Here is an 18,618-nt window from a genome sequence, read left to right on the forward strand (position 1 = left end):
CGAGAAGCAGGGCGACGACCATCGCCCGTGGTGCGTGTGCGGGGCGGGGAATCGGCGCGGGTCCTTTCCAACGACCTCGGGTTCTAGAACACCGATCGGTGTCCTAGATTCCGGTCGAGGCGGCGGGCTCGCCCTTGTCCTTCTTCTCGGACTTGTCCTTCTTCTCCGACGAGGACTCGGACTTGGACCTGGTTTCCTTGCCGCCGCCGCTCTTGCGCGCGTAATCGGTGACGTACCAGCCACCGCCCTTCAGGTGGAAGGAGCTGGCGGAGACGAGGCGCTCGACCTTGCGCTTGCCGCAGCTAGGGCACTTGCGCACGGGCTCGTCGCTCATCTTCTGCCACTCCTCGAAGTGGTGATCGCAGGCGTTGCAGCGGTACTCATAGATGGGCATGCGGGGAACCTCCACTGCTCGGAAAGGTAGGCGCTGGGCGGACTTTGTCAAGACGGACGGCGGCGGCTCCTCTCCGCCCGACCGGCGTCGTGAACCGATAGTACTTCAAGTCCTCGTAACTGGGTTGATTATTCGCGTGCCGGGCCGGCGGCGAGCCAGGCCTGGACGCGGGGTGGCAGAAGGGATCGCGCCTTCTCCTCGGGCAGGTTCGAGGGGAGGGCGGGAGTCCGTCCATCGTAGGTGTGCCAGAAGAGCACCGGCCCGTGGAGCGCTCCGCTCCGGGCGTGCCCGAGCAACGCGGCCATGGCTTTCGCCCCGTAGGTCGTATCCAGCGTCAACCCCTCCAGCTCGAGGAGCTGGCGTTGCGCGTCGAGGCCCGCGGGGGTCACGCGCCCGTAGCCCCCGCCGTAGAAGCCGTGGAGCACCGTCAGGGAAGGGAGCCGTCGCGGGACCTCTCCGCCGAGGCGGCGTGCCTCGCGGCCCAGGGCGCGGGCCAGGCGTCGCGTCCGCAGGCCGTTGGCGAGCAGCCGGTGCACCACCGCCACGGCCACGAGCTCCGGGCGGAGTCCGGCCAGGCCGAGCCCGACCAGCAAGCCCGCCGCAGTGCCCGAGCTCCCGAGGGGCAGGTAGATCCGCGAGGGGGGCGGCAGCTCGCCGCGGGCCACCTGCGCCCCGAGCTCGAGCCCCGCGGCGACGGTCCCGAGAGAGCCCCGCACCGAGGAGCCGCCGGGCCCGATGAGGAAGGGGCGTTCCGCGCCACGCCAGGCGCGAAGCAGCGTGAGCGGCAGGAGGACCGAACTAGGGCAGGGCCAGATCGTGGCCCCGAGCGCGGCCGCCCGCGAGACGTTCCGCGCCACGTTCGGCGTGACCGGCTGCGGCACGACCACCGCGTGCGCGGCGAGGCCCAGCTCGCGGGCGTAGTAGGCGGTGGCCACCACCTGGTTGGAGCCGACGCCCCCGACCACCACGACCGAACGGCAGCCGCGGCGCAGGGCCTGCGCGAGGAGCGGCTCGAGGTTACGCACCTTGTTCCCGCCGTACGCGGGTCCGCAGCGGTCCTCCCGTTTCACCCACAGCTCGAGGCCCAGCTCCGCGCCGAGGCGCAAAAGCCGCTCCACGGGGGTGGGCCAGGCGCCGAGCGGCAGCCAGGGTACCTCGTCGGCGAGACGGGGGAGGCGCTGCAGGAGCGCCTCGGGAGGCCGGGTTAGCGCGCGCGCGGCCTCGTCCACAATGCGTCCGGGTGCCTGGCGTGGATCAGCCGGCGTCGACCAGCAGCGCGGTGATGTTGTCGCGACCTCCGCGCTCGTTGGCCAGGTCCACGAGGCGCTGGGCCACCGCGTCGAGCGAGCCGCTGCCGAGCAGGGGCGCGAGCTCGCCCTCGCGGAAGTAGACGTGCAGCCCGTCCGAACAGAGCAGGAAGCGGTCCTTCGGGACCACGTCGCACTCCACGGTATCCACCTGGACGTAGTCCCGGTGGCCCACCGCCCGGGTGATGACGTTCTTGCCGGGGGCGCGCTCGGCCTCCTCCGGGGTGATCAGGCCGTGCTTGAGCTTGTAGTTGACGAGCGTGTGGTCCTCGGTGAGCTGCTGCGCCTGGCCCTGGCGGTAGCGGTAGACGCGGCTATCTCCGACCTGCGCTACCACGCCGAGCCCCTCGGCCAGCAGCAGCACCGACATGGTAGTGCTCATGCCGCGTCGGTTGGGGTCGAGCTCCGCGAGTCCGAAGACCATGTAGCACGCGGCCTGCACCGCGCTCTCGACCAGGCGGCGGACGGCAAAGAGGTGCTCCTCGGTGGGGGACCGCAAGAAGCGCTCGACCACCTTCCGGCTGCGGCTGACGAAGCCGTAGACCTCCTCCACCGCCTGGGCGCTCGCGATCTCGCCCTTGGCGTGGCCACCCACGCCGTCGGCGACGACATAGAGGCCAAGCTCGTCGTCGCTGATGAAGCTGTCTTCATTCAGCGTGCGTCGACGACCGACGTCGGAGATGCCGTGGGACCGGAGCTGCATCCAGGATCTTTCGCGCTTGCGCTCCCTGGTACGCTGCCGACAGCGGGCCGCGCGACTGCAACGTCGCGCCGAACGAGCCACCTGTCGATCGTTACGTACCGGCTTCCAGTCTAGCAGGGCTCGGGCTCGGCAATCCAGCCACGTCTCGCGCCGTCGGTCGAAGGAGGTGCGATGGCCGGCGCGTGATGCGCGGCGCGCAGCGGCGGGCGAAAGGCGTTGTGGGCGCTTCGACGCCTGCGCTATGAATGTCGCCTCGCGAGGCCGGAGGAGCGATGTCGGGCGAGGTGGAACGGCTCAGGTCGGCGCTCACCGAGAAGGGACCTGGGGTCCTCGAGGCCTGGCTGGCCTCGCTGGGGCGTCACAGCTTCGCTCTCCGCGGGCGGTCTGACCTCCTGCCGACGCTGAGGGAGCGGTGCGGGGCGATCCTGGAGGGGCTCGAGGAGGGCTTGCGCGGCGCGACCTCCCTGGCGCTCGGCGGCACGGACCTGCGAGAGATGGTCGAACGCCTCGCCTTCACCTGCGGGTGGCTCGCGGGACAGGGCGTGTCGATCGACGCCGCGCTGGCCCTGGCGTACGGCCTGGGCGATGCGCTCACCGCGGTGCCCGAGGGCTTCGCCCGCGGACTGGCTGTGGTGGCGGCGGAGTCCCACTCGAGCGGCGCCCGGCAGGCCCTCGAAGCGCGCCACCGCGCCGTGATGGAGAAGAGCCAGGTGGTCTGCCTGCTCGACGAGCGGCTTCCCTGCCTCTTTCTCGTCGGAGACCCCGACCGTCAGGCGCTCGACGAGGCCTTCGGCCGCCTGATGATGCTGGTCGTGATGCGCGATGCTTCGGTGGTGATCGTCGACCTGGCGTGCCTCTTCCTTCCCGAGGCGACGGTGCCCGAGGCGCTTGCCATCTACGGCGACTACCGCCACGAGCCGGCGCCGCGCCTCATCCTCTCCGGGGTCACGCCCCCCATCGCCGAGCAGCTCCGTCGGCTCGCGCCGCCGCCCGGGACCGCCCTCTGCGAGGAGCTCGTAGGGGCGATCGCCGCGAGTCGCGAGGCTGCCGCGCGTTGACACCCGGGGGCAGTTGCCCGAAACTCGCCCCGCTCATTCGCACAGGTGACCCATGCAGACGTATCGAATCGTGGTGGCCCATTCGTCGTCGAGCGACGCCTTCGTGGCCCGCGCTCCGGAGCTCTCCGGGTGCGAGGCGGAGGGGGCCACGCGCGGCGAGGCCGTCGCCAACCTCGAAGCGGCCATGGCCGACCAGCTCGCCAACATGAGGGAACAGGGGCTCGAGGCGCCCGTGCCGATCGACGAGGAGCCGGCCGATGGCGAGCTCAGGCTCAAGGTGTCGGCGACGCTTCACCGCGACCTGCGCTTCCTGGCCCGGGAGGAGGGAGTGGAGCTCGAGACCCTCCTCGGCGAGGTGCTGACGCGCGCGGCGGACCTGCTCCGTGGGCGCGGTGGACGGAGCGCCCGCGGCCCGGCGCCGAACCGCGAAGGGCGTCCACGCGAGATGGGCGGGCCACGCTACCACGACATCATGGAGAACCGCGCCGACTTCATCGAGTACGTGCGGAGTCTGGACCAGGGGGGCGGTGGGCGCGGTCCTCGCCCCGGCGGCGGCCGTCGCGGTCCGGGCGGTGGCGGCCGTCGGTGACGCGCCCTGCGACGCGACTTCGGGCGGTCGTTTCTCCCGCGCGGGCTCGCCGACAGAAGGACCTTCCGCAGCGCCCCCCCGTGATACAATCCGCCTGTGTCTGAAGCCGCTTTCGAGCCAGTGCGGTTCGGTCGCTACGAGCTGGAAGAGCGGCTGGCCGTCGGGGGCATGGCGGAGATCTTCCGCGCCAAGACCCGCGGCGCGCACGGGTTCGCCAAGACCCTGGTGGTGAAGCGCATCCTGCCGCACCTGGCAGCCGACAGCGAGTTCATCGACATGTTCATCGACGAGGCGAACCTCATGGTGCGCCTCGACCACCCGAAGGTCGTCCAGGTGCTCGACTTCGGCGAGGTGGACGGCCAGTACTACATCGCGATGGAGTACGTGGACGGGATGGACGGCCTGGCGCTGCTCCGCCGCTGCGCCAAGCGCCGCTGCCGCCCCACGACCGGCATCTCGGTGCACATCCTGGCCGACGTGCTCGATGCGCTCGACTACGCCCACAGCCTGGCCGACGAGCAGGGACGCAACCTCGGCGTGGTGCACCGGGACGTCTCGCCCTCGAACATCTTCATCTCGCGTCTCGGCGAGGTGAAGATCGGCGACTTCGGCATCGCGCGGGCAGCCATGCGCCGCGGACACACCGAGGCCGGCGCGCTCAAGGGGAAGTACGGGTACATGGCCCCCGAGCAGGTGGCGGGAGGCGTGGTCGATCACCGCGCGGACCTCTTCGCCGTGGGAATCGTACTGGCCGAGTTCCTGATGATCCGGCGCCTCTTCTACGCGAAGAACGACCTCGAGGTCCTGCTGCAGGTGCGGGACGCTCGTCTGGACCGCCTGCACAAGTACGGGCAGCGCATCCCCGACGAGCTGAAGCAGATCCTCGAGTCCAGCCTGGCCCGGGACCCCTCGCTCCGGTATCAGGACGCGGCGGCCTTCCGCGACGCTCTGCACCGCTACCTCTTCGACACCCGGAGGATGGTGCGCGCCACGGACGTGCGGCGCTTTCTCGAGCGGCTCATGCAGGACGAGGGGCCGATCACGAGTCAGCGGCCGGACAGTCGCGAGGTCGAGGTGGAGGCGATCCGCCACTCGGCGATGGACGCTCCGGTCTCGCTGGACGACGAGCGACCGTCGATGGTCGGTCCGCCGCCCCAGCCGGTGGCCGCTCCCCCGGCTCCTCCCCCGGAACTCGCGCGCCGCACGCCGCCGCCGCTCCCCAAGGTAGAGGCGGTGCCCCCACCGGCCGCCGGGAAGCCGAGGCCGGTCGCGAGCGACGCGTTGGCGAGCCCTGTGCTGTCCGAGGTCGCGAAGGGGCGCCCGCCCGAGCGAGAGGTCGGGACGCCCGCCGCCCGGCGGTCAGCGTCGTCGCTCGAGCAGGAGATCGAGGCGGTGCTGGCCGCTCACCCGCTCCCCGAGGGGGCTCTCGAGCTGGGTGAGCTGCCGCTCGCGCTCCACCTCGAGGAGGAGCCGACGCCCGTGCTCGCACGACCCTCCGCGGCGGCGGACGAGGGGCGTGAGGTGGTGGGTCGGCGTCGCAAGATCGTGCTCTCGCCGCCGGCGGCGCAGCCCCCTCTCCCCCCGGGAACGAATCCGACTCTCGACGAACCGCGGCTCAACACCGAGGAGGCGCTCGCGGCCGTACCGGAGCTCACCGCCAGCTCCACCTACGCCTCGGCGGATTACTGGAGCTACTCGCACCTCGACGACGATCTCGAGCTTCCGATCGTCGTGGACGAGGCGGCGGCGGCCGAAGCCGAGGCGGCGGCGGGGCAACGTCTGAGCCCCCTGTCGGCCATGGCGGCCACCGCGGAGGCCGACCTTCGCGGCGAGCTCGGGCGCACGAGCCTCTTCCGGGTGCTGTTCAAGCTCGCGGTGGACGAGGAGACGGGGCTGCTGCTCCTGCAGGAGCGGGACCGCCTCAAGGAGATCTTCCTGGTCGACGGAGATCCCCAGTACGTGACCTCGAACCGCGCGGAAGAGCTCTTCGGCCAGTACCTCCTCGGCCACGGCGTGATCTCCAAGGGCGAGCTCTCCATGGCGCTGGCCATGCTCCCGCACTTCGACGGCAAGCTCGGGGACACGCTCGTGGCGCTGAAGCTCTTGCGGCCGATGGAGGTCCTGCGGCACCTGACCCACCAGGTGCGGCACAAGCTGCTCGAGGCCTTCGCCTGGACCGAAGGCACGTACGCGTTCTTCAGGGGGCGTCACTGCGAGAGCGATTCCGCCCCGCTGGGGCTCGACGCCTTCGAGATCATGGGCTCCGCGGTGGACGCGCTCTCCCAGGACTTCCTGCGCGCCCGGCTGGAGCCCTTCCTCGACCGGAGACCGCGTGCGGCCGAGATGCCCGCCGTTCCCCCCGAGGTCTTTCGCCTGGGGCCGGCCCCGCGGCAGACCTTCGACCAGCTCGACGGCCGGGTCTCGTTGCGCGAGCTCCTGACCCGCTACGACAACCCGGAGCAGGCGCAGCGCGCAGCGCGGCTCGCGTACCTCCTCCTCGAGACGGGGCTCGCCGAGAGCTGAGCGTCCGCCGCGTTGCGAAACGCAACGCCTCCCCCGCGGCGTGCGCGAGACGGTCCGCGCATTGACTTCACCCCGGCGACGGGGGCAGCATGCCGCCCATGAGCTTCTTCGAACGATTGGCGGGACGCCCACGGCGCCTCGGTTTCCACGTCAGCGAACGGATGACCGGGACCCACCGCACGCTGCGGGAGCTCGAGCCGCTCGAGCCGGTGTCGCCATCGCTCGGGCGCCCCATCCGGGTGGGGAGCGAGCTCCCGTTTTCCTTCGAGGTGAGGTGGGGGCACCCGGATCTCGTGCACTACCTCAATCCGCTGAAAGGGGACTTCACCAAGGCGCTGCTGGAAGGGACGGTCACGGCGGGCGGCCTCTGCACCGCGGCGCCGTTGCGGGGGACGCTCGACTTCCGCTACGTGAGCGAGGCGCTGATTCGCTATGCCTTCGAGTTCGAGGCGCACGGGCGGCGCTTCCGGTACGTGGGCGAGAAGCGCGACCTCCGCCCCTGGAACCTGCATCGAACGCACACGACCTGCCACGGGACGATCGCGGACGTGGCGACGGGGCAAGTGATCAGCGATTCGGTGGTCTACTTCGACCTGAAGGAGCTCCCGTCGCTGGTGGGCTCGTTTCGCCTGGAGTAAGGCGTATGGCTGCTCTGTCGAACGTCGGTGCGGGACCCGAGCTCCTCGGGAGGTCGGAGCTCGTCGGCCCCCTGCTCGACGGAGTGTGCTCGAACCCGCACGGGATCCTGGGCGCCCACCCCGCGCAGGCCGGCGGCGTGGCGGGGATCGTGGTGCGCGCCTATCACCCCGAGGCGGTGGGGGGCCGGATCGAGCTCAACGGCGAGGTGCGTCCCCTCGGGCGCTTGCGAGAGGGGGGCCTTCTCGGCGGGTTCGTGCCGGCCGGGACCTTCCCCGTCCATCCGCGGATCGAGCTCGAGCTGCGAGACGGCGGACGCTGCGCGTACGTCGATCCGTACAGCTTCGCGCCGACGGTGGGCGAGCTCGACCTGCACCTGCACGCCGAGGGACGGCACCTCCGGCTGTACGAACGCCTCGGCGCCCACCCGCGCGTCATCGACGGGGTGGCCGGGACGGCGTTCGCGGTCTGGGCCCCGAACGCGCGGCGCGTGAGCGTCGTCGGGACCTTCAACGACTGGGACGGCCGCCGCCACCCGATGCGACAGCTCGGGAGCTCGGGGATCTGGGAGCTCTTCGTCCCGGGCATCGGCCGGGGTGAGCTCTACAAGTTCGAGCTGAAGCTCCCCGACGGCTCGCTGCGCACCAAGTCCGACCCCGTGGCCCTGCGCGCCGAGCTGCGTCCGCAGACGGCGTCGGTCGTTTGGGGCCTCGGCGACTACGCGTGGGGAGACGCGCGCTGGATGGAGCAGCGGCGGGACTTCGACCATCGCCGACGTCCGATGGCGATCTACGAGGTTCACCTCGGGTCGTGGATGCGGGCGCCCGACCGAGGGAACGCCTGGCTCAGCTATCGCGAGCTGGCGCCGCGCCTCGTGACGCACGCGGTGGAGCACGGCTTCACGCACCTCGAGCTGATGCCGGTGGCCGAGCACGCCTACGACCCCTCGTGGGGATACCAGACGACGGGCTACTTCGCTCCCACCGCGCGCTTCGGCGACCCGGACGGGCTCCGGTTCCTGGTGGACCTCTGTCACCAGCACGGCGTGGGCGTGATTCTCGACTGGGTTCCGGCCCACTTCCCGCGGGACGATCACGCCCTGCGGCGCTTCGACGGGACCGCCCTCTACGAGCACGAGGACCCGCGCCAGGGCGAACACCGCGACTGGGGCACGCTGATCTTCAACTACGGGCGCAACGAGGTGCGCGGCTTCCTCTTGGCCAACGCGGCGTACTGGTTCGATCAGTTCCACCTCGACGGGATTCGCGTCGACGCGGTGGCCTCGATGATCTACCTCGACTACAGCCGCAGCGCCGGGGACTGGCTCCCGAATCGCTACGGCGGGCGCGAGAACCTGGAGGCGATCTCGTTTCTGCAGGAGCTGAACACGATGGTCTACCGGGAGTTCCCGGGCGCCTTCACCGTCGCCGAGGAGTCCACGGCGTGGGGGGGCGTGACCCTGCCGACCTACCTCGGGGGCCTCGGCTTCGGCTTCAAGTGGAACATGGGGTGGATGCACGACACGCTGAGCTACTTCGCGAAGGAGCCGGTCCATCGCTCGTACCACCACGACGACCTCACCTTCAGCATGCTCTACGCGTACACGGAGAACTTCATCCTGCCGCTCTCGCACGACGAGGTGGTGCACCTGAAGGGCTCGCTCCTCGGGAAGATGCCCGGCGACGACTGGCAGAAGGCCGCGAACCTGCGCCTGCTCCTCGCGTACCTCTACGCGCACGTGGGCAAGAAGCTCCTCTTCATGGGGGGCGAGTTCGGGCAGTGGGCGGAGTGGACGCACGACCACAGCCTCGACTGGCACCTGGCCGAGCATCCGCTCCACGCGGGGATCCAGCAGCTAGTCAAGGACCTGGGCCGGATCTACGCCAGCCACGATGCGCTCTGGGCCTGGGACGCCGAGCCCCGCGGCTTCCGCTGGATCGACTGTCACGACCGCGCGCAGTCCGTCTTCGCCTTCATGCGGCACGGCCCGACGAGCGAGCTGGTCTGCGTGTTCAATTTCACGCCCGTGGTGCGTCACGACTATCGCGTGGGGTTGCCGCGGGCTGGGGCTTACCGCGAGCTCTTGAATACCGACGGAGAAGGGTATGGCGGCGCCAACGTGGGGAACAGTGGATGGGTACAAAGCGAGGCCGTTCCCTGGCACGGGCTCCCCTGTTCCGCGGCCTTCACCTTGCCGCCGCTCGGGGCGCTCCTGCTCGAAGCGAGCTGAGATGGAGCGGCCGGATGGGGGACGGCGGCCGGGCCGGGGGCGCGTCGGCGGGTGCCATGCCGCGCTCCTCTGCCTCGCGCTGGCTGCCGCCGCGTGCAGCACGCGCCTGCCGCTGATTCCCGACGGGAGCGGGGCTGACGCCGCGTCGCGCGACGGAACCGCCGCGGATGGCGCCGGCCTCGACGGACCGCGCCGCGACCAGCAGTTCGGCGACGGCGCTTCGACCGACGCGCACCGGCGCGACCTCGGACCGCTGCGCGACGCGCACGCGCCGGGGGATCTGCGGCCGGCTCCCGACATCGTGGCCGGGACGGACGGACCGGCGAGTCGGACCTGCACCCAGGACTCCGACTGCAAGGTCTTTCAGGACTGTTGCACCTGCCAGGGAGTGCTCCTTTGGGAGAACCCCGGGCTCTGCAAGCGCGTGTGCAAGCAGAACGCCTGCGCGGCGTGGGGGATGACCAAGCCTCAGGCCTACTGCCTCCTCGGGCGCTGCCACGTCGCGGAGGTGGGGACGCCGGCCTGCGCCGGGCCCAAGGACTGCCGCGTGATCGACGATTGCTGCCATTGCCTGGCGGCCCCGGCGCGCGTCACCCCGCCCGTCTGCCAGGCGGGGCCGTGTCTCATCAATAAGTGCGCGGGCATGGGACTGCCGCTCCCCGGCGCGGACTGCATCAAGGGGGGCTGTCGCCTCACGCATCCCTGATCGGCGGCGGGCGGCCGTGAACGCTTTTCGCCCGCGTGTCACCCTACCTGCGAGACGGAGGTGCGGCATGCGTGTGCACGCGTGGATCCTGGCCGGGTTGATCGGGGCTCCGGGGACGAGCGGGGCTGCGCCGCTCGCGGTGGAGGTGGAGGACGCCGCGGACCATCACGTGGCGGCCCAGGGGCGTTATCGCGGCGGGCTGAAGGACTCGTGGGAGTGGCAGCTCGGGACCCGTCGGTCGGCGCCGAACATCACGGGCGTCAGCGCGCACGGACTGCTGGCGGCGCACCGGATCACGCGCCTCAAGGAGCACGAGGACAGTGCGCTCAGGGCGGCCGACGCGCTCGTGGCGGCGTACGACGCGGGGTGGAAAGGGAACCGCCCCTACACGCAAGACCTCGAGTTCCTGGTGGCCGCGGGCTACGTGGTGGACGCCGCGCGCTGGTTCCGGGTGCTGAGTCAGAACTACACCCCGGCGGGCTACGTGGACCACCTGATCCGCCACCGTGGTGGGCAGGGGCTGGTCAACATGGCCGGCTGGGACGCGGCCTCGGCGATCCGGGCGGCCGTGGCGGTGGGGGACGTGGCCTACGCCCGCGGCATGCTCGAGCGGGTGGTGGAGCGGCGCGGGGCCTGGGACCTCTACGGGGCCGGGGACGCGCAACGCTTGTCCCACGCCTCCCTGCTGTGGGCCATTGCGGTCTTCAAGGGGCGCTCGCGCCTGAGTCCCGAGGTGGAGCAGTTTACGCAGGCGAGCCTGCGCGCCCTGGTCGGCAGCCAGTCGCCGGCAGGGGCCTGGGAGACGGAGCTCGGGGGGCGGCTCTGCACCCAGACGACGGCCTACGCCGTGCTCGGACTCGCGGGGCACGCGCAGGGGCGCGGGGCGGCGGCGCGCGGGCGGAGGTGGCTCCTGCACGTCGCGGAGAAGGACCAACGCTACTTCGTGGGCGGGCGCATCTGGGCCGCGACCTACCGCCGAGACGGGCGACCGATGGGGCCCTACGTCTCGGAGATCCAGTCGGAGGTGCTGCAGGCGCTCGCGTCCGGCACGCGGCGCTGAGCACGGCGCGAAGCGATGATGATCGCCGCGGCGTCGAGGTTCGGGCGCGACCTGCGGCCGCGCGAACGGCGGATTGCCGGGAGGCGTGGTAGCGCGCGGCGAGGGTGGGGGGCCGTGGGGCTCTCGCTCGTCGTGCACCTCGGCCTGGCGGGGGGACTCGCGCTCTGGGCGCCACTCCGCGCCGCGCGTACTTTGGGGAGCGATGGCCAGGACCTCGAGCTCGTTGCGGAGCGGCTGGCACCACCCGCGAGAAGAGCTGCTGACCCGCTCCTGCGCGAGCGCCGCCCCCTCGCTCAGCCGACGGGGGATGGTCGGGGGACAGCTCGTCGAGCGCTGCGCGGGGATGCCGAGGGGGCTGCTTCCAGCGGAACGGCCCGGGCTGCGCCGCGGAGGCGCCCGTCCGGCGTGCCGCCCAGCGGGAGCGCGCGGAGGGGTGCGACCCCGGGAAAGCCCCGGCCTCCGGACGCGACGCCGGTGGAGCTGCCCGAGGAGCCGAGCCCCCAGGAGCTTCTCAGGGGGGTGGAGCGGGACGTGGCCGCGCGGGACCGGCTCCGTCGCGAGGAGGCGCGCCGACGCGCCGAACGCGAGGCGGCGCTCGAGCGCGCGTGGGCGCAGAACGTGGGAGAAGCGCGCGAGGACCTGCGCGCCGTGCGCCTGGGTCTGCGCCCCCGGTTGCGGCTTCGCGGGGGAGGAGAGCCCGGCGTGGCCGTGGGCGGAGTGGGGGGGGACGCGGCAGCGGCCGAGCTCGGGCTCAGCTTCTACCTATCGGGCCGGCGCGTCCTTCGCAGTCGGGTGGTGCGCCCCCCGGAGCTGGTCGGGTTCTCGCGCGTGACCTGCGTGGCTCCGGCGGCGACGGGCGCGCGCGCCACGGTGCGCATGCTGGTGACCAAGCGCGGAGAGGCCACCCTGGCCTACCTGCGCGACGTGTCGCGGGATCGCGTCTTCGACCGCTGCGCGCTGCGGCACGCACGGGGGATGCGGTTCCTGCCCGGAGTGGACGCCTCGGGCGAGCCGCTCGACGTCTGGATCCACGTCCTCGTGAGTCCGTCTCAGGCGGGCTCGACGAACTGGCTGCGGATCGTGCGCGGGCCCGTGCCGGGGAAGTAGATCGTCAGGTTCACGTGAGGGGGAGCGCCCGTGACGAGGCGGATCTCCCCGACGCCGAAGCGCGCGTGGCGGACCTGCATCCCGACGCGAAAGCGCGGACCGGAGCCCGAGTCGTCGTCCTCGTAGCTCTGGTCGTAGCTCCGGTCGACCCAGACCTCGCTCGACGAGGGTCGGGGCCGATGATCCCCCTTCTGCGGAACGGCGGGCCGCGAGAGCGAGGCGCCCGAGAAGACCGGCCGCAGGAGCTCCTTCGGCAGGTCGTCGAGGAACTGCGACGGGCTGTTGACCTGACGCTGCCCCAGAAACCAGCGCTGGTGGGCGAAGGAGAGCGCCAGGTGCTCGCGCGCGCGCGTGATGGCCACGTAGGCCAGGCGGCGCTCCTCCTCGAGCTGGCTCGCGTCCTTGAGCGACCGCCCGTGCGGGAAGACCCCCTGCTCGAGGCCGACGAGGAACACGGCCGGGAACTCGAGCCCCTTCGCGCTGTGGACCGTCATCAGCGTGAGCCGCCCCTCGCCTTCGGTGTACCCGTCCACGTCGGAGGCCAGGGAGACGCGCTCGAGGAACTCGACGAGGGTGGGCGTCTCCGCCTCCGCCTCGTAGTCCTTCAGACTCGTGACGAGCTCCATCAGGTTCTCGGCGCGGGCGCGCGCCTCGGTGGAGCCGTCGATGGCGAGCCGCTCGGCGTAGCCGCTGCGTTCGAGCACCAGCTCCGCCAGCTGCGAGGGGCTGAGGTGCTCCGCCTGGGTCGTCAGCTCGGCGAGCAGCTCGCAAAACGAGGCCAGCTTGTGCCGCGGGCCGGCTTTGAGCTGCCCCCGGCCGTGGCCCTCGTCGGCGGCCGCTTGCTTGGCCATCTCCCAGAACGAAAGGCCGCTCGCTCGCGCCAGCTCGGCCACGCGGTGGATCGTGCTCTCGCCGATCCCGCGCGTGGGCACGTTGATGATCCGGAGCAGCGAGACCTCGTCGGCCGGGTTGGCCAGCACCTTGAGGTAGGCGAGGAGATCCTTGATCTCCGCGCGGTCGTAGAAGCGCAGGCCTCCGACGACCACGTAGGGGATCGGGGGGTGCGCGGAGCGCAGCGCCTCCTCCAGCACGCGGGACTGGGCGTGCGTCCGGTAGAAGAGCGCCACGTCGCCGAAGGTGAGCTGCTCGCGCTCCCGGAGCTCGAGGATGCGCCGCACCACGAACGACGCTTCGGCCCGCTCGTCGTCGCACTCGCAGAGGAGGATCGGAGGCCCCGCCGCGCGATCGGTCCAGAGCGTCTTGCCCTTGCGCTCGGTGTTCCGCGCGATGATCGCCGCCGCCGCGTCCAGGATGATCTGCGTCGAGCGGTAGTTCTGCTCCAGCTTGACGAGCGCGGCGTTCGGGTGGTCGCGCTCGAAATCGAGGAGGTTGCGGATCTTCGCCCCCCTCCAGCCGTAGATCGATTGGTCGTCGTCCCCCACCACGCACAGGTGATCGTGACGGCGACTGAGCCTCCGCACGAGCTCGTACTGCACGCGATTCGTGTCCTGGAACTCGTCCACCAGTAGGTGTTCGAACCGCTCGGCCAGGTGGTCCGCGAGCTCCTCGTCCGCGCGGAGGAGCTCGAGCGTCTTGAGCAGGATGTCTCCGAAGTCCACCGCGTTGGCCGCGGCGAGGCGACGCTGGTAGACCGCGTAGGCCTTCGCCACCATGTCGTCGAGGTAGTCCCGGGCCTCGAAGCGGTCGGGACCGATCCCGTCGTTCTTGGCGCGGTCGATGCGCCAGAGGATCTCCCGCGGCGCGAAGAGCCTCTCGGGGACCTTGAGCTCCTCGAAGACCTGGCGCATGAGCGCGCGCTGGTCGTCCTCGTCGTAGATCACGTAGCTCGGCGTGAGACCCACCGGCGCGCCGTGCTGTCGCAGGAGGCGCGCGCAGATGGCGTGAAAGGTGCCGATCCACATCCGTCGCGCGGGCTCGCCCACCAGGCGCTCCACCCGTTCGCGCATCTCCCCCGCCGCCTTGTTGGTGAAGGTCACCGCGAGCAGCCGGTGAGGTGACAGCCCCTCCTGGATCAGCAGCGCGATGCGGTAGGTGATGACGCGGGTCTTGCCGCTCCCCGCTCCCGCGAGGACCAGGAGCGGCGCTCCGCGATGGAGCACGGCCTCCTTCTGGGCGGGGTTCAGCTCGCGCGAGACGTCCACCGCGGCCCTATACCCGAGGTTCGCAGCGGCGGTAAAGCCCTTTGTCGCGTCGAGAGGCGGCGAGTGCACCGTCTCGAGTGTGGTGTAGATTGAATTCGCATGCCACGTCTGCGCGAGCTGGTCTCCCGGCTCTGGACCGAGCACACGACCCCGCTTCGCCTCGGCGCCGCCGTGGGCCTCGGCGTGCTCGTGGGGTGCTCGCCCTTCTTCGGCTTGCAGGCGGTCATCGCCGTGGGGTTGGCGTTCGTCCTGCGACTCAACAAGGTCGCCGCGCTCCTCGGGTCGCAGGTCTCGATCCCTCCCCTCGCGCCGTTCATCGGCTTGGCGAGCGTCGAGCTCGGCTCGTGGCTCGTCACCGGTTCCTTCGCTCCGCTGGCCGTGGCGGACTTCCGCTGGGGCGCGCTTCGCGACACGGTCTCGCGCTTCGCGCTCTTCTGGCTGGTGGGGAGCGTGCTCGTCGGAGCGGTGCTCGGGACCCTGGCCTTCGCCGCCACGGCGGCCATCGTGCGCTGGCGGCGGTCGCGGGGAGGGGAGTGACGCGCGCCTCGACCACCACAACCCGATCAGCCTATTCCGAGCCGGGCCCTACTGCGGCATGCGCTCGGTCTGCAGGGTGAAGTCGAGGGTTTTCCCCGCGCGGAGGACGCGGATCGCGACGGCGCGCCCCACGCCGGCGGTGGCGGCGAAGGCCGGCAGGTCGTTCGCCTCCCGGATCTCCTGCTGGTCGAAGGCCACGACCACGTCGCCGGGCCTGAGTCCCGCGCGCTCGCCCGGGCCCTGCGGGACGACCGAGCTCACGAACGCGCCGCGCGGTTCCTTTAGGCCGGCGCGCTCGGCGTGCGCCGTGGTGACGCGCTCGATGTAGATCCCGACCCACGCGCGCACCACGCGTCCCTCGCGACGCAGCATGGGCACGATCTTCTTCGCGACGTTGATCGGCAGAGCGAGCCCCACCCCCTCTGAGCCGGGGCGCACGGCCGAGGCCAATCCCACCACTTCGCCGACGGTGTTGAGCACGGGTCCCCCGGAGTTCCCCGGGTGGATGCGTGCGTCGAGCTGGAGGAAGCCCCAGTACCCTTGTTCGCCCGTCGGCACGTCCCTGCGCTCTCGCGCCGACAGCACGCCCGCGGTGGCGACGGGGCCGGCGCCGAACGGGTTGCCGACCGCCACCAGCCACTCTCCCACCTGGAGGTCGTCGGAGTTGCCGAGCCGCAGCGGAGCCACGCGCAAGCCCGCGGGGAGCTCGAGCTTGAGCAGCGCGAGGTCGGTCTTGGCATCGCGGCCGAGCACCTTCGCCTTGAGGACCTTGAGCTCGGGGCGATCGGGTAGCTCGGCCAAGAGCTCGGCCTGCTCCCCCACGAGGTGCGCGTTGGTGAGCGCGTGCCCCTCCGCGTCGATGAGGAAGGCGCTCCCGAGCGCGCGCTGCTGCCTCTCCGTCCATTCGCCGGCCACCGTCGCGTGGTCCGGGCTCTCCGGCGGGAACCAATCCGCCGGGCCGCTCTTCACGGGGACGGCGCTCCGAAGGTGGAGGATCGAGGCGCGCGCCTGCCCCACCAGGCGCACGAAGCTGCCCGGGGCGCCGGGGTGCAGGATCTTCACCGTGGCGGGCGGGGGGGCCGTGACCGGAGCGGGGGCCGCTTTTCGCCGGCAGCCCGGCAGCGCGATCGTCGCGAGGAGCAGCGTCGCGAGAGCGGTGCGCGCCGCGGCCTCGTCCGTGAGCCACCGTCGGGCGTCGCCTCGGCGCATCGAGCCGGTTCTCCCTTTGGCCTGGCTACGCGGACGTGGAGACGAAGCGCAGCCGCAGATCGTAGAGCACGTCGGCGAGCAGGCGCTGTTCGTCGTCGGTCAGGTTGCCGCGCGTCTTCTCCTCGAGAATGCCGAGAATGTCGATCGTCTGGCGAGCCAGCGGAAGGTCCCGCTGCCGATTCCCTTCGGGATCGGGGGCCTCCCCGAGGAGCACCAGGGCCGAGGTGCTCAGCGAGAGCACGAAGGTGGAGAAGTCGATGGCTGGCAGGGGCGAGGCGGTCGGCGTGGACGTCGGCTCGCCGCCAGACACAGCCGCCGGCTCGGCGGGGGCGTCCTCCTCCCCGCGGCGGTCGCGCACCGTGAAGCCCTTCCCCTCGTCATGTCGCTCGTCAGCCATGGTCCCCTCCCGCGCGACGGGCGCGGCGTCCCGGTGAGACGGACCGCGCGTCTACTCCTCTTCTTCGTCCCCTTCGTCCTCGACCTCGTCGTCGTCGAGCTCGTCGTCGAGGTCGTCCTCCTCGGGGGCCGCCATTTGCATGCCCTTATGCGCGACGTCGGGCAGCGTCGCGAGGAACTTCTCGTGCTCCTTCCGCGTGAGCTTGCCGCGGCGCATCTTGCGCTCGATGAGGCGTCGGTCTGGGGCGGTTTCTTTCTGCGTCGTGGGCAATGATACACCTCCGTGAGTCCCCCGTTATCGTGGCGAGGGTGGCGCGTTGTCAAGGACCAGCCGGAGTCGCGGCTGACCGCGAGGCGAGCGACAGCGTCTCCTTGACAGGGTCCCGCCGGGTGCCTACGTTGAGCCCTGGCCAGCCCCCATGCCCGCAGACTACTACGAGTTGCTCGGCGTCGCTCGTGATGCCACCGAAGCCGACGTCAAGAAGGCCTACCGTCAGCTCGCGCTGAAGTATCACCCGGACCGCAACCCGGACGACAAGGAGGCGGAGGAGCGCTTCAAGGAGATCTCCAACGCCTTCCAGGTCCTCTCGGACCCCGAGAAGCGTCGTCTCTACGACCAGTACGGCGCCGAGGGGCCAAGGGGCCAGGGCTTCGGCGGCTTCTCGAACGTGCAGGACATCTTCTCCACCTTCGGCGACCTGTTCGGCGACGTCTTCGGGTTCGGCGGCCTCGGCGGCTTCAGCCGGGGGCGTGGGCGGGCCCGCGGATCGGACATCGAGGCCGAGCTCCAGCTCACCTTCCTGGAGGCGGTGGAGGGTTGCCGCAAGGACGTGAGCGTGGACCGGCACGCCCTGTGCGACGGTTGCAACGGGACCCGCGCGGCCCCCGGCAGCCGTCCCACGACCTGCCCCACCTGTCGTGGCAAGGGGCAGGTGGTCCACAGCCAGGGCTTCTTCATGATCAGCACCGTGTGCCCCACCTGCCGTGGGGACGGGCAGCAGATCACCACGCCGTGTCCGAAGTGCAAGGGAGCAGGCCTCGTCCAGCGCACGGACAAGCTCCAGGTAAACGTCCCCGCCGGGGTGGAGGACGGCCAGACCCTCCGGCTCGGCGGCAAGGGGGAGGTGTCGCTCGAGGGTGGGAGCCCCGGAAACCTCTACGTGCACCTGCACGTCGCGGCCCACGAGCGACTCAAGCGCGAGGGGGCCGATCTGTATGTAGACCTCCCGATCAGCTTCTCGCTCGCGGCGCTCGGGGGCGCGGTGAACATCCCCGTCCTGACCGGGGAGCAGGAGATCGAGGTCAAGGCGGGGACGCAGCCCGGCGAGGTCCTCGTGCTGCGCGGCGCGGGGGTGGCGCGTCTCGATGGGCGCGGACGCGGCGACCAGGTGGTTCGCTTCGTGGTCGAGGTGCCGACCTCCGTCAGCCCGAGGGCCGAGGAGCTCCTCCGAGAGCTCGCGACGGAGCTCGGCCAACCGCAGCCCGCCAAGCGCGGCCTCTTCGAGCGCTTCCAGAAGAACCGCAGCAAGAAGAAGTAGTCGCGGTCCGGTCTCTGCCCTTCTGCCCTCGTGAATTGACTCTCCTCGCGAGCCCGTTGTAAAAGGGGCGCTGGATGAGCGACTTTCGCGCCAAGCTAGAGCGGATCGTGAGCGACACGGACGGCGCCGTCGCCGGGGTCATCATGGGGTTCGACGGCATTGCGGTGGAGACGGTTTCCCGGGAGCCCAGCCTGGACGTCCAAACCGTCGCGATGGAGTTCTCCTTCGTGCTGACCCAGGTGCGGAAGGCCGCCGAGATCCTCGAGGTAGGGGCTCTCGACGAGGTTTCCATCCGCAGCGAGAAACTGACCTTCATCGTCCGGGTGCTGAGCGAGGACTACTTCCTGGGGTTGGCCCTGCACCCCTCGGGGAACCTCGGGAAGGGGCGCTACCTGATGCGCGTCGCCTCGCCCGAGCTGCGCTCCCGCCTCTAGCGCGCATCCAGCGACGATCGACTGAGAGA

Annotated in this window: 18 protein-coding genes; 11 read left to right on the forward strand and 7 right to left on the reverse strand. The window is 71.2% G+C overall.

Annotated features, from left to right (window positions below):
• Positions 1 to 103: 103 nt before the first annotated feature.
• The 3 genes from IT371_13450 to IT371_13460 all read right to left on the reverse strand — a co-directional run bounded on the left by IT371_13450 (position 104) and on the right by IT371_13460 (position 2,404).
• Positions 104 to 394 (reverse strand): zinc ribbon domain-containing protein, encoded by a 291-nt coding sequence (locus IT371_13450; GenBank protein ID MCC6748660.1) that lies wholly within the window; start codon positions 392 to 394, stop codon positions 104 to 106.
• Positions 395 to 522: 128 nt separating this feature from the next.
• A complete protein-coding gene (locus tag IT371_13455) occupies positions 523 to 1,623 on the reverse strand; it encodes a pyridoxal-phosphate dependent enzyme (GenBank protein MCC6748661.1) in 1,101 nt (366 codons plus the stop codon).
• 25 nt (positions 1,624 to 1,648) lie between these two features.
• Positions 1,649 to 2,404 (reverse strand): serine/threonine-protein phosphatase, encoded by a 756-nt coding sequence (locus tag IT371_13460; protein ID MCC6748662.1) that lies wholly within the window; start codon positions 2,402 to 2,404, stop codon positions 1,649 to 1,651.
• A 272-nt stretch (positions 2,405 to 2,676) separates the two neighbouring features.
• Here IT371_13460 and IT371_13465 point away from each other — a divergent pair, with 272 nt between their 5' ends.
• The 8 genes from IT371_13465 (at position 2,677) to IT371_13500 (ending at position 12,313) form a co-directional block, all read left to right on the forward strand.
• Entirely contained in the window at positions 2,677 to 3,462 is a 786-nt protein-coding gene (locus IT371_13465; GenBank protein MCC6748663.1) for a hypothetical protein, read from the forward strand.
• Between the two features lie 52 nt (positions 3,463 to 3,514).
• On the forward strand, positions 3,515 to 4,051 hold the full coding sequence (locus IT371_13470) for a type II toxin-antitoxin system HicB family antitoxin (protein ID MCC6748664.1): 537 nt from the start codon (positions 3,515 to 3,517) through the stop codon (positions 4,049 to 4,051).
• Between the two features lie 96 nt (positions 4,052 to 4,147).
• Positions 4,148 to 6,574, forward strand: a complete 2,427-nt coding sequence (locus tag IT371_13475; GenBank protein ID MCC6748665.1) for a serine/threonine protein kinase — start codon at positions 4,148 to 4,150, stop codon at positions 6,572 to 6,574.
• Positions 6,575 to 6,672: 98 nt separating this feature from the next.
• A complete protein-coding gene (locus IT371_13480; GenBank protein ID MCC6748666.1) occupies positions 6,673 to 7,212 on the forward strand; it encodes a hypothetical protein in 540 nt (179 codons plus the stop codon).
• A 5-nt stretch (positions 7,213 to 7,217) separates the two neighbouring features.
• On the forward strand, positions 7,218 to 9,440 hold the full coding sequence (gene glgB / locus IT371_13485) for a 1,4-alpha-glucan branching protein GlgB (GenBank protein ID MCC6748667.1): 2,223 nt from the start codon (positions 7,218 to 7,220) through the stop codon (positions 9,438 to 9,440).
• Position 9,441: 1 nt separating this feature from the next.
• A complete protein-coding gene (locus IT371_13490) occupies positions 9,442 to 10,146 on the forward strand; it encodes a hypothetical protein (protein MCC6748668.1) in 705 nt (234 codons plus the stop codon).
• A 67-nt stretch (positions 10,147 to 10,213) separates the two neighbouring features.
• Entirely contained in the window at positions 10,214 to 11,206 is a 993-nt protein-coding gene (locus IT371_13495; protein ID MCC6748669.1) for a hypothetical protein, read from the forward strand.
• A gap of 474 nt (positions 11,207 to 11,680) precedes the next feature.
• The gene (locus tag IT371_13500; GenBank protein MCC6748670.1) at positions 11,681 to 12,313 is read left to right on the forward strand and encodes a hypothetical protein; all 633 of its coding nucleotides are present in this window, start codon (positions 11,681 to 11,683) and stop codon (positions 12,311 to 12,313) included.
• Here the strand turns inward: IT371_13500 and IT371_13505 are convergent.
• Entirely contained in the window at positions 12,256 to 14,544 is a 2,289-nt protein-coding gene (locus IT371_13505; GenBank protein ID MCC6748671.1) for a UvrD-helicase domain-containing protein, read from the reverse strand. The genes IT371_13500 and IT371_13505 overlap by 58 nt on opposite strands.
• A 30-nt stretch (positions 14,545 to 14,574) precedes the next feature.
• On the opposite strand from IT371_13505, the gene IT371_13510 reads away from it, so the two are divergent.
• The gene (locus IT371_13510) at positions 14,575 to 15,012 is read left to right on the forward strand and encodes a DUF2062 domain-containing protein (protein MCC6748672.1); all 438 of its coding nucleotides are present in this window, start codon (positions 14,575 to 14,577) and stop codon (positions 15,010 to 15,012) included.
• Between the two features lie 48 nt (positions 15,013 to 15,060).
• On the opposite strand, the gene IT371_13515 is transcribed toward IT371_13510, so the two are convergent.
• The 3 genes from IT371_13515 to IT371_13525 are packed head-to-tail and all read right to left on the reverse strand — an operon-like array spanning position 15,061 to position 16,834.
• The gene (locus tag IT371_13515; GenBank protein ID MCC6748673.1) at positions 15,061 to 16,221 is read right to left on the reverse strand and encodes a trypsin-like peptidase domain-containing protein; all 1,161 of its coding nucleotides are present in this window, start codon (positions 16,219 to 16,221) and stop codon (positions 15,061 to 15,063) included.
• Positions 16,222 to 16,246: 25 nt separating this feature from the next.
• Positions 16,247 to 16,618, reverse strand: a complete 372-nt coding sequence (locus IT371_13520; GenBank protein ID MCC6748674.1) for a DUF1844 domain-containing protein — start codon at positions 16,616 to 16,618, stop codon at positions 16,247 to 16,249.
• Positions 16,619 to 16,669: 51 nt separating this feature from the next.
• Complete coding sequence (locus tag IT371_13525; GenBank protein MCC6748675.1) at positions 16,670 to 16,834, reverse strand: hypothetical protein; 165 nt, start codon at positions 16,832 to 16,834, stop codon at positions 16,670 to 16,672.
• Positions 16,835 to 17,036: 202 nt separating this feature from the next.
• On the opposite strand from IT371_13525, the gene dnaJ reads away from it, so the two are divergent.
• Positions 17,037 to 18,155 (forward strand): molecular chaperone DnaJ, encoded by a 1,119-nt coding sequence (dnaJ, locus tag IT371_13530; protein ID MCC6748676.1) that lies wholly within the window; start codon positions 17,037 to 17,039, stop codon positions 18,153 to 18,155.
• A 74-nt stretch (positions 18,156 to 18,229) separates the two neighbouring features.
• Positions 18,230 to 18,589 (forward strand): hypothetical protein, encoded by a 360-nt coding sequence (locus tag IT371_13535; protein MCC6748677.1) that lies wholly within the window; start codon positions 18,230 to 18,232, stop codon positions 18,587 to 18,589.
• Positions 18,590 to 18,618: the final 29 nt, after the last annotated feature.

It is taken from the genome of Deltaproteobacteria bacterium, from assembly GCA_020848905.1.
In the GTDB taxonomy this organism is placed as follows: Bacteria; Myxococcota_A; Polyangia.

Excerpts from the sequence above, each read along its gene's own strand:
- IT371_13495 (MCC6748669.1), top strand. The coding sequence starts at position 10,214 with ATGCGTGTGCACGCGTGGATCCTGGCCGGGTTGATCGGGGCTCCGGGG.
- IT371_13520 (MCC6748674.1), bottom strand. The coding sequence starts at position 16,618 with ATGGCTGACGAGCGACATGACGAGGGGAAGGGCTTCACGGTGCGCGAC.
- IT371_13515 (MCC6748673.1), bottom strand. The coding sequence starts at position 16,221 with ATGCGCCGAGGCGACGCCCGACGGTGGCTCACGGACGAGGCCGCGGCG.
- IT371_13535 (MCC6748677.1), top strand. The coding sequence starts at position 18,230 with ATGAGCGACTTTCGCGCCAAGCTAGAGCGGATCGTGAGCGACACGGAC.
- glgB (MCC6748667.1), top strand. The coding sequence starts at position 7,218 with ATGGCTGCTCTGTCGAACGTCGGTGCGGGACCCGAGCTCCTCGGGAGG.
- IT371_13510 (MCC6748672.1), top strand. The coding sequence starts at position 14,575 with ATGCCACGTCTGCGCGAGCTGGTCTCCCGGCTCTGGACCGAGCACACG.
- IT371_13465 (MCC6748663.1), top strand. The coding sequence starts at position 2,677 with ATGTCGGGCGAGGTGGAACGGCTCAGGTCGGCGCTCACCGAGAAGGGA.
- IT371_13490 (MCC6748668.1), top strand. The coding sequence starts at position 9,442 with ATGGAGCGGCCGGATGGGGGACGGCGGCCGGGCCGGGGGCGCGTCGGC.
- IT371_13525 (MCC6748675.1), bottom strand. The coding sequence starts at position 16,834 with ATGCGCCGCGGCAAGCTCACGCGGAAGGAGCACGAGAAGTTCCTCGCG.
- IT371_13470 (MCC6748664.1), top strand. The coding sequence starts at position 3,515 with ATGCAGACGTATCGAATCGTGGTGGCCCATTCGTCGTCGAGCGACGCC.
- IT371_13460 (MCC6748662.1), bottom strand. The coding sequence starts at position 2,404 with ATGCAGCTCCGGTCCCACGGCATCTCCGACGTCGGTCGTCGACGCACG.
- IT371_13450 (MCC6748660.1), bottom strand. The coding sequence starts at position 394 with ATGCCCATCTATGAGTACCGCTGCAACGCCTGCGATCACCACTTCGAG.
- dnaJ (MCC6748676.1), top strand. The coding sequence starts at position 17,037 with ATGCCCGCAGACTACTACGAGTTGCTCGGCGTCGCTCGTGATGCCACC.
- IT371_13480 (MCC6748666.1), top strand. The coding sequence starts at position 6,673 with ATGAGCTTCTTCGAACGATTGGCGGGACGCCCACGGCGCCTCGGTTTC.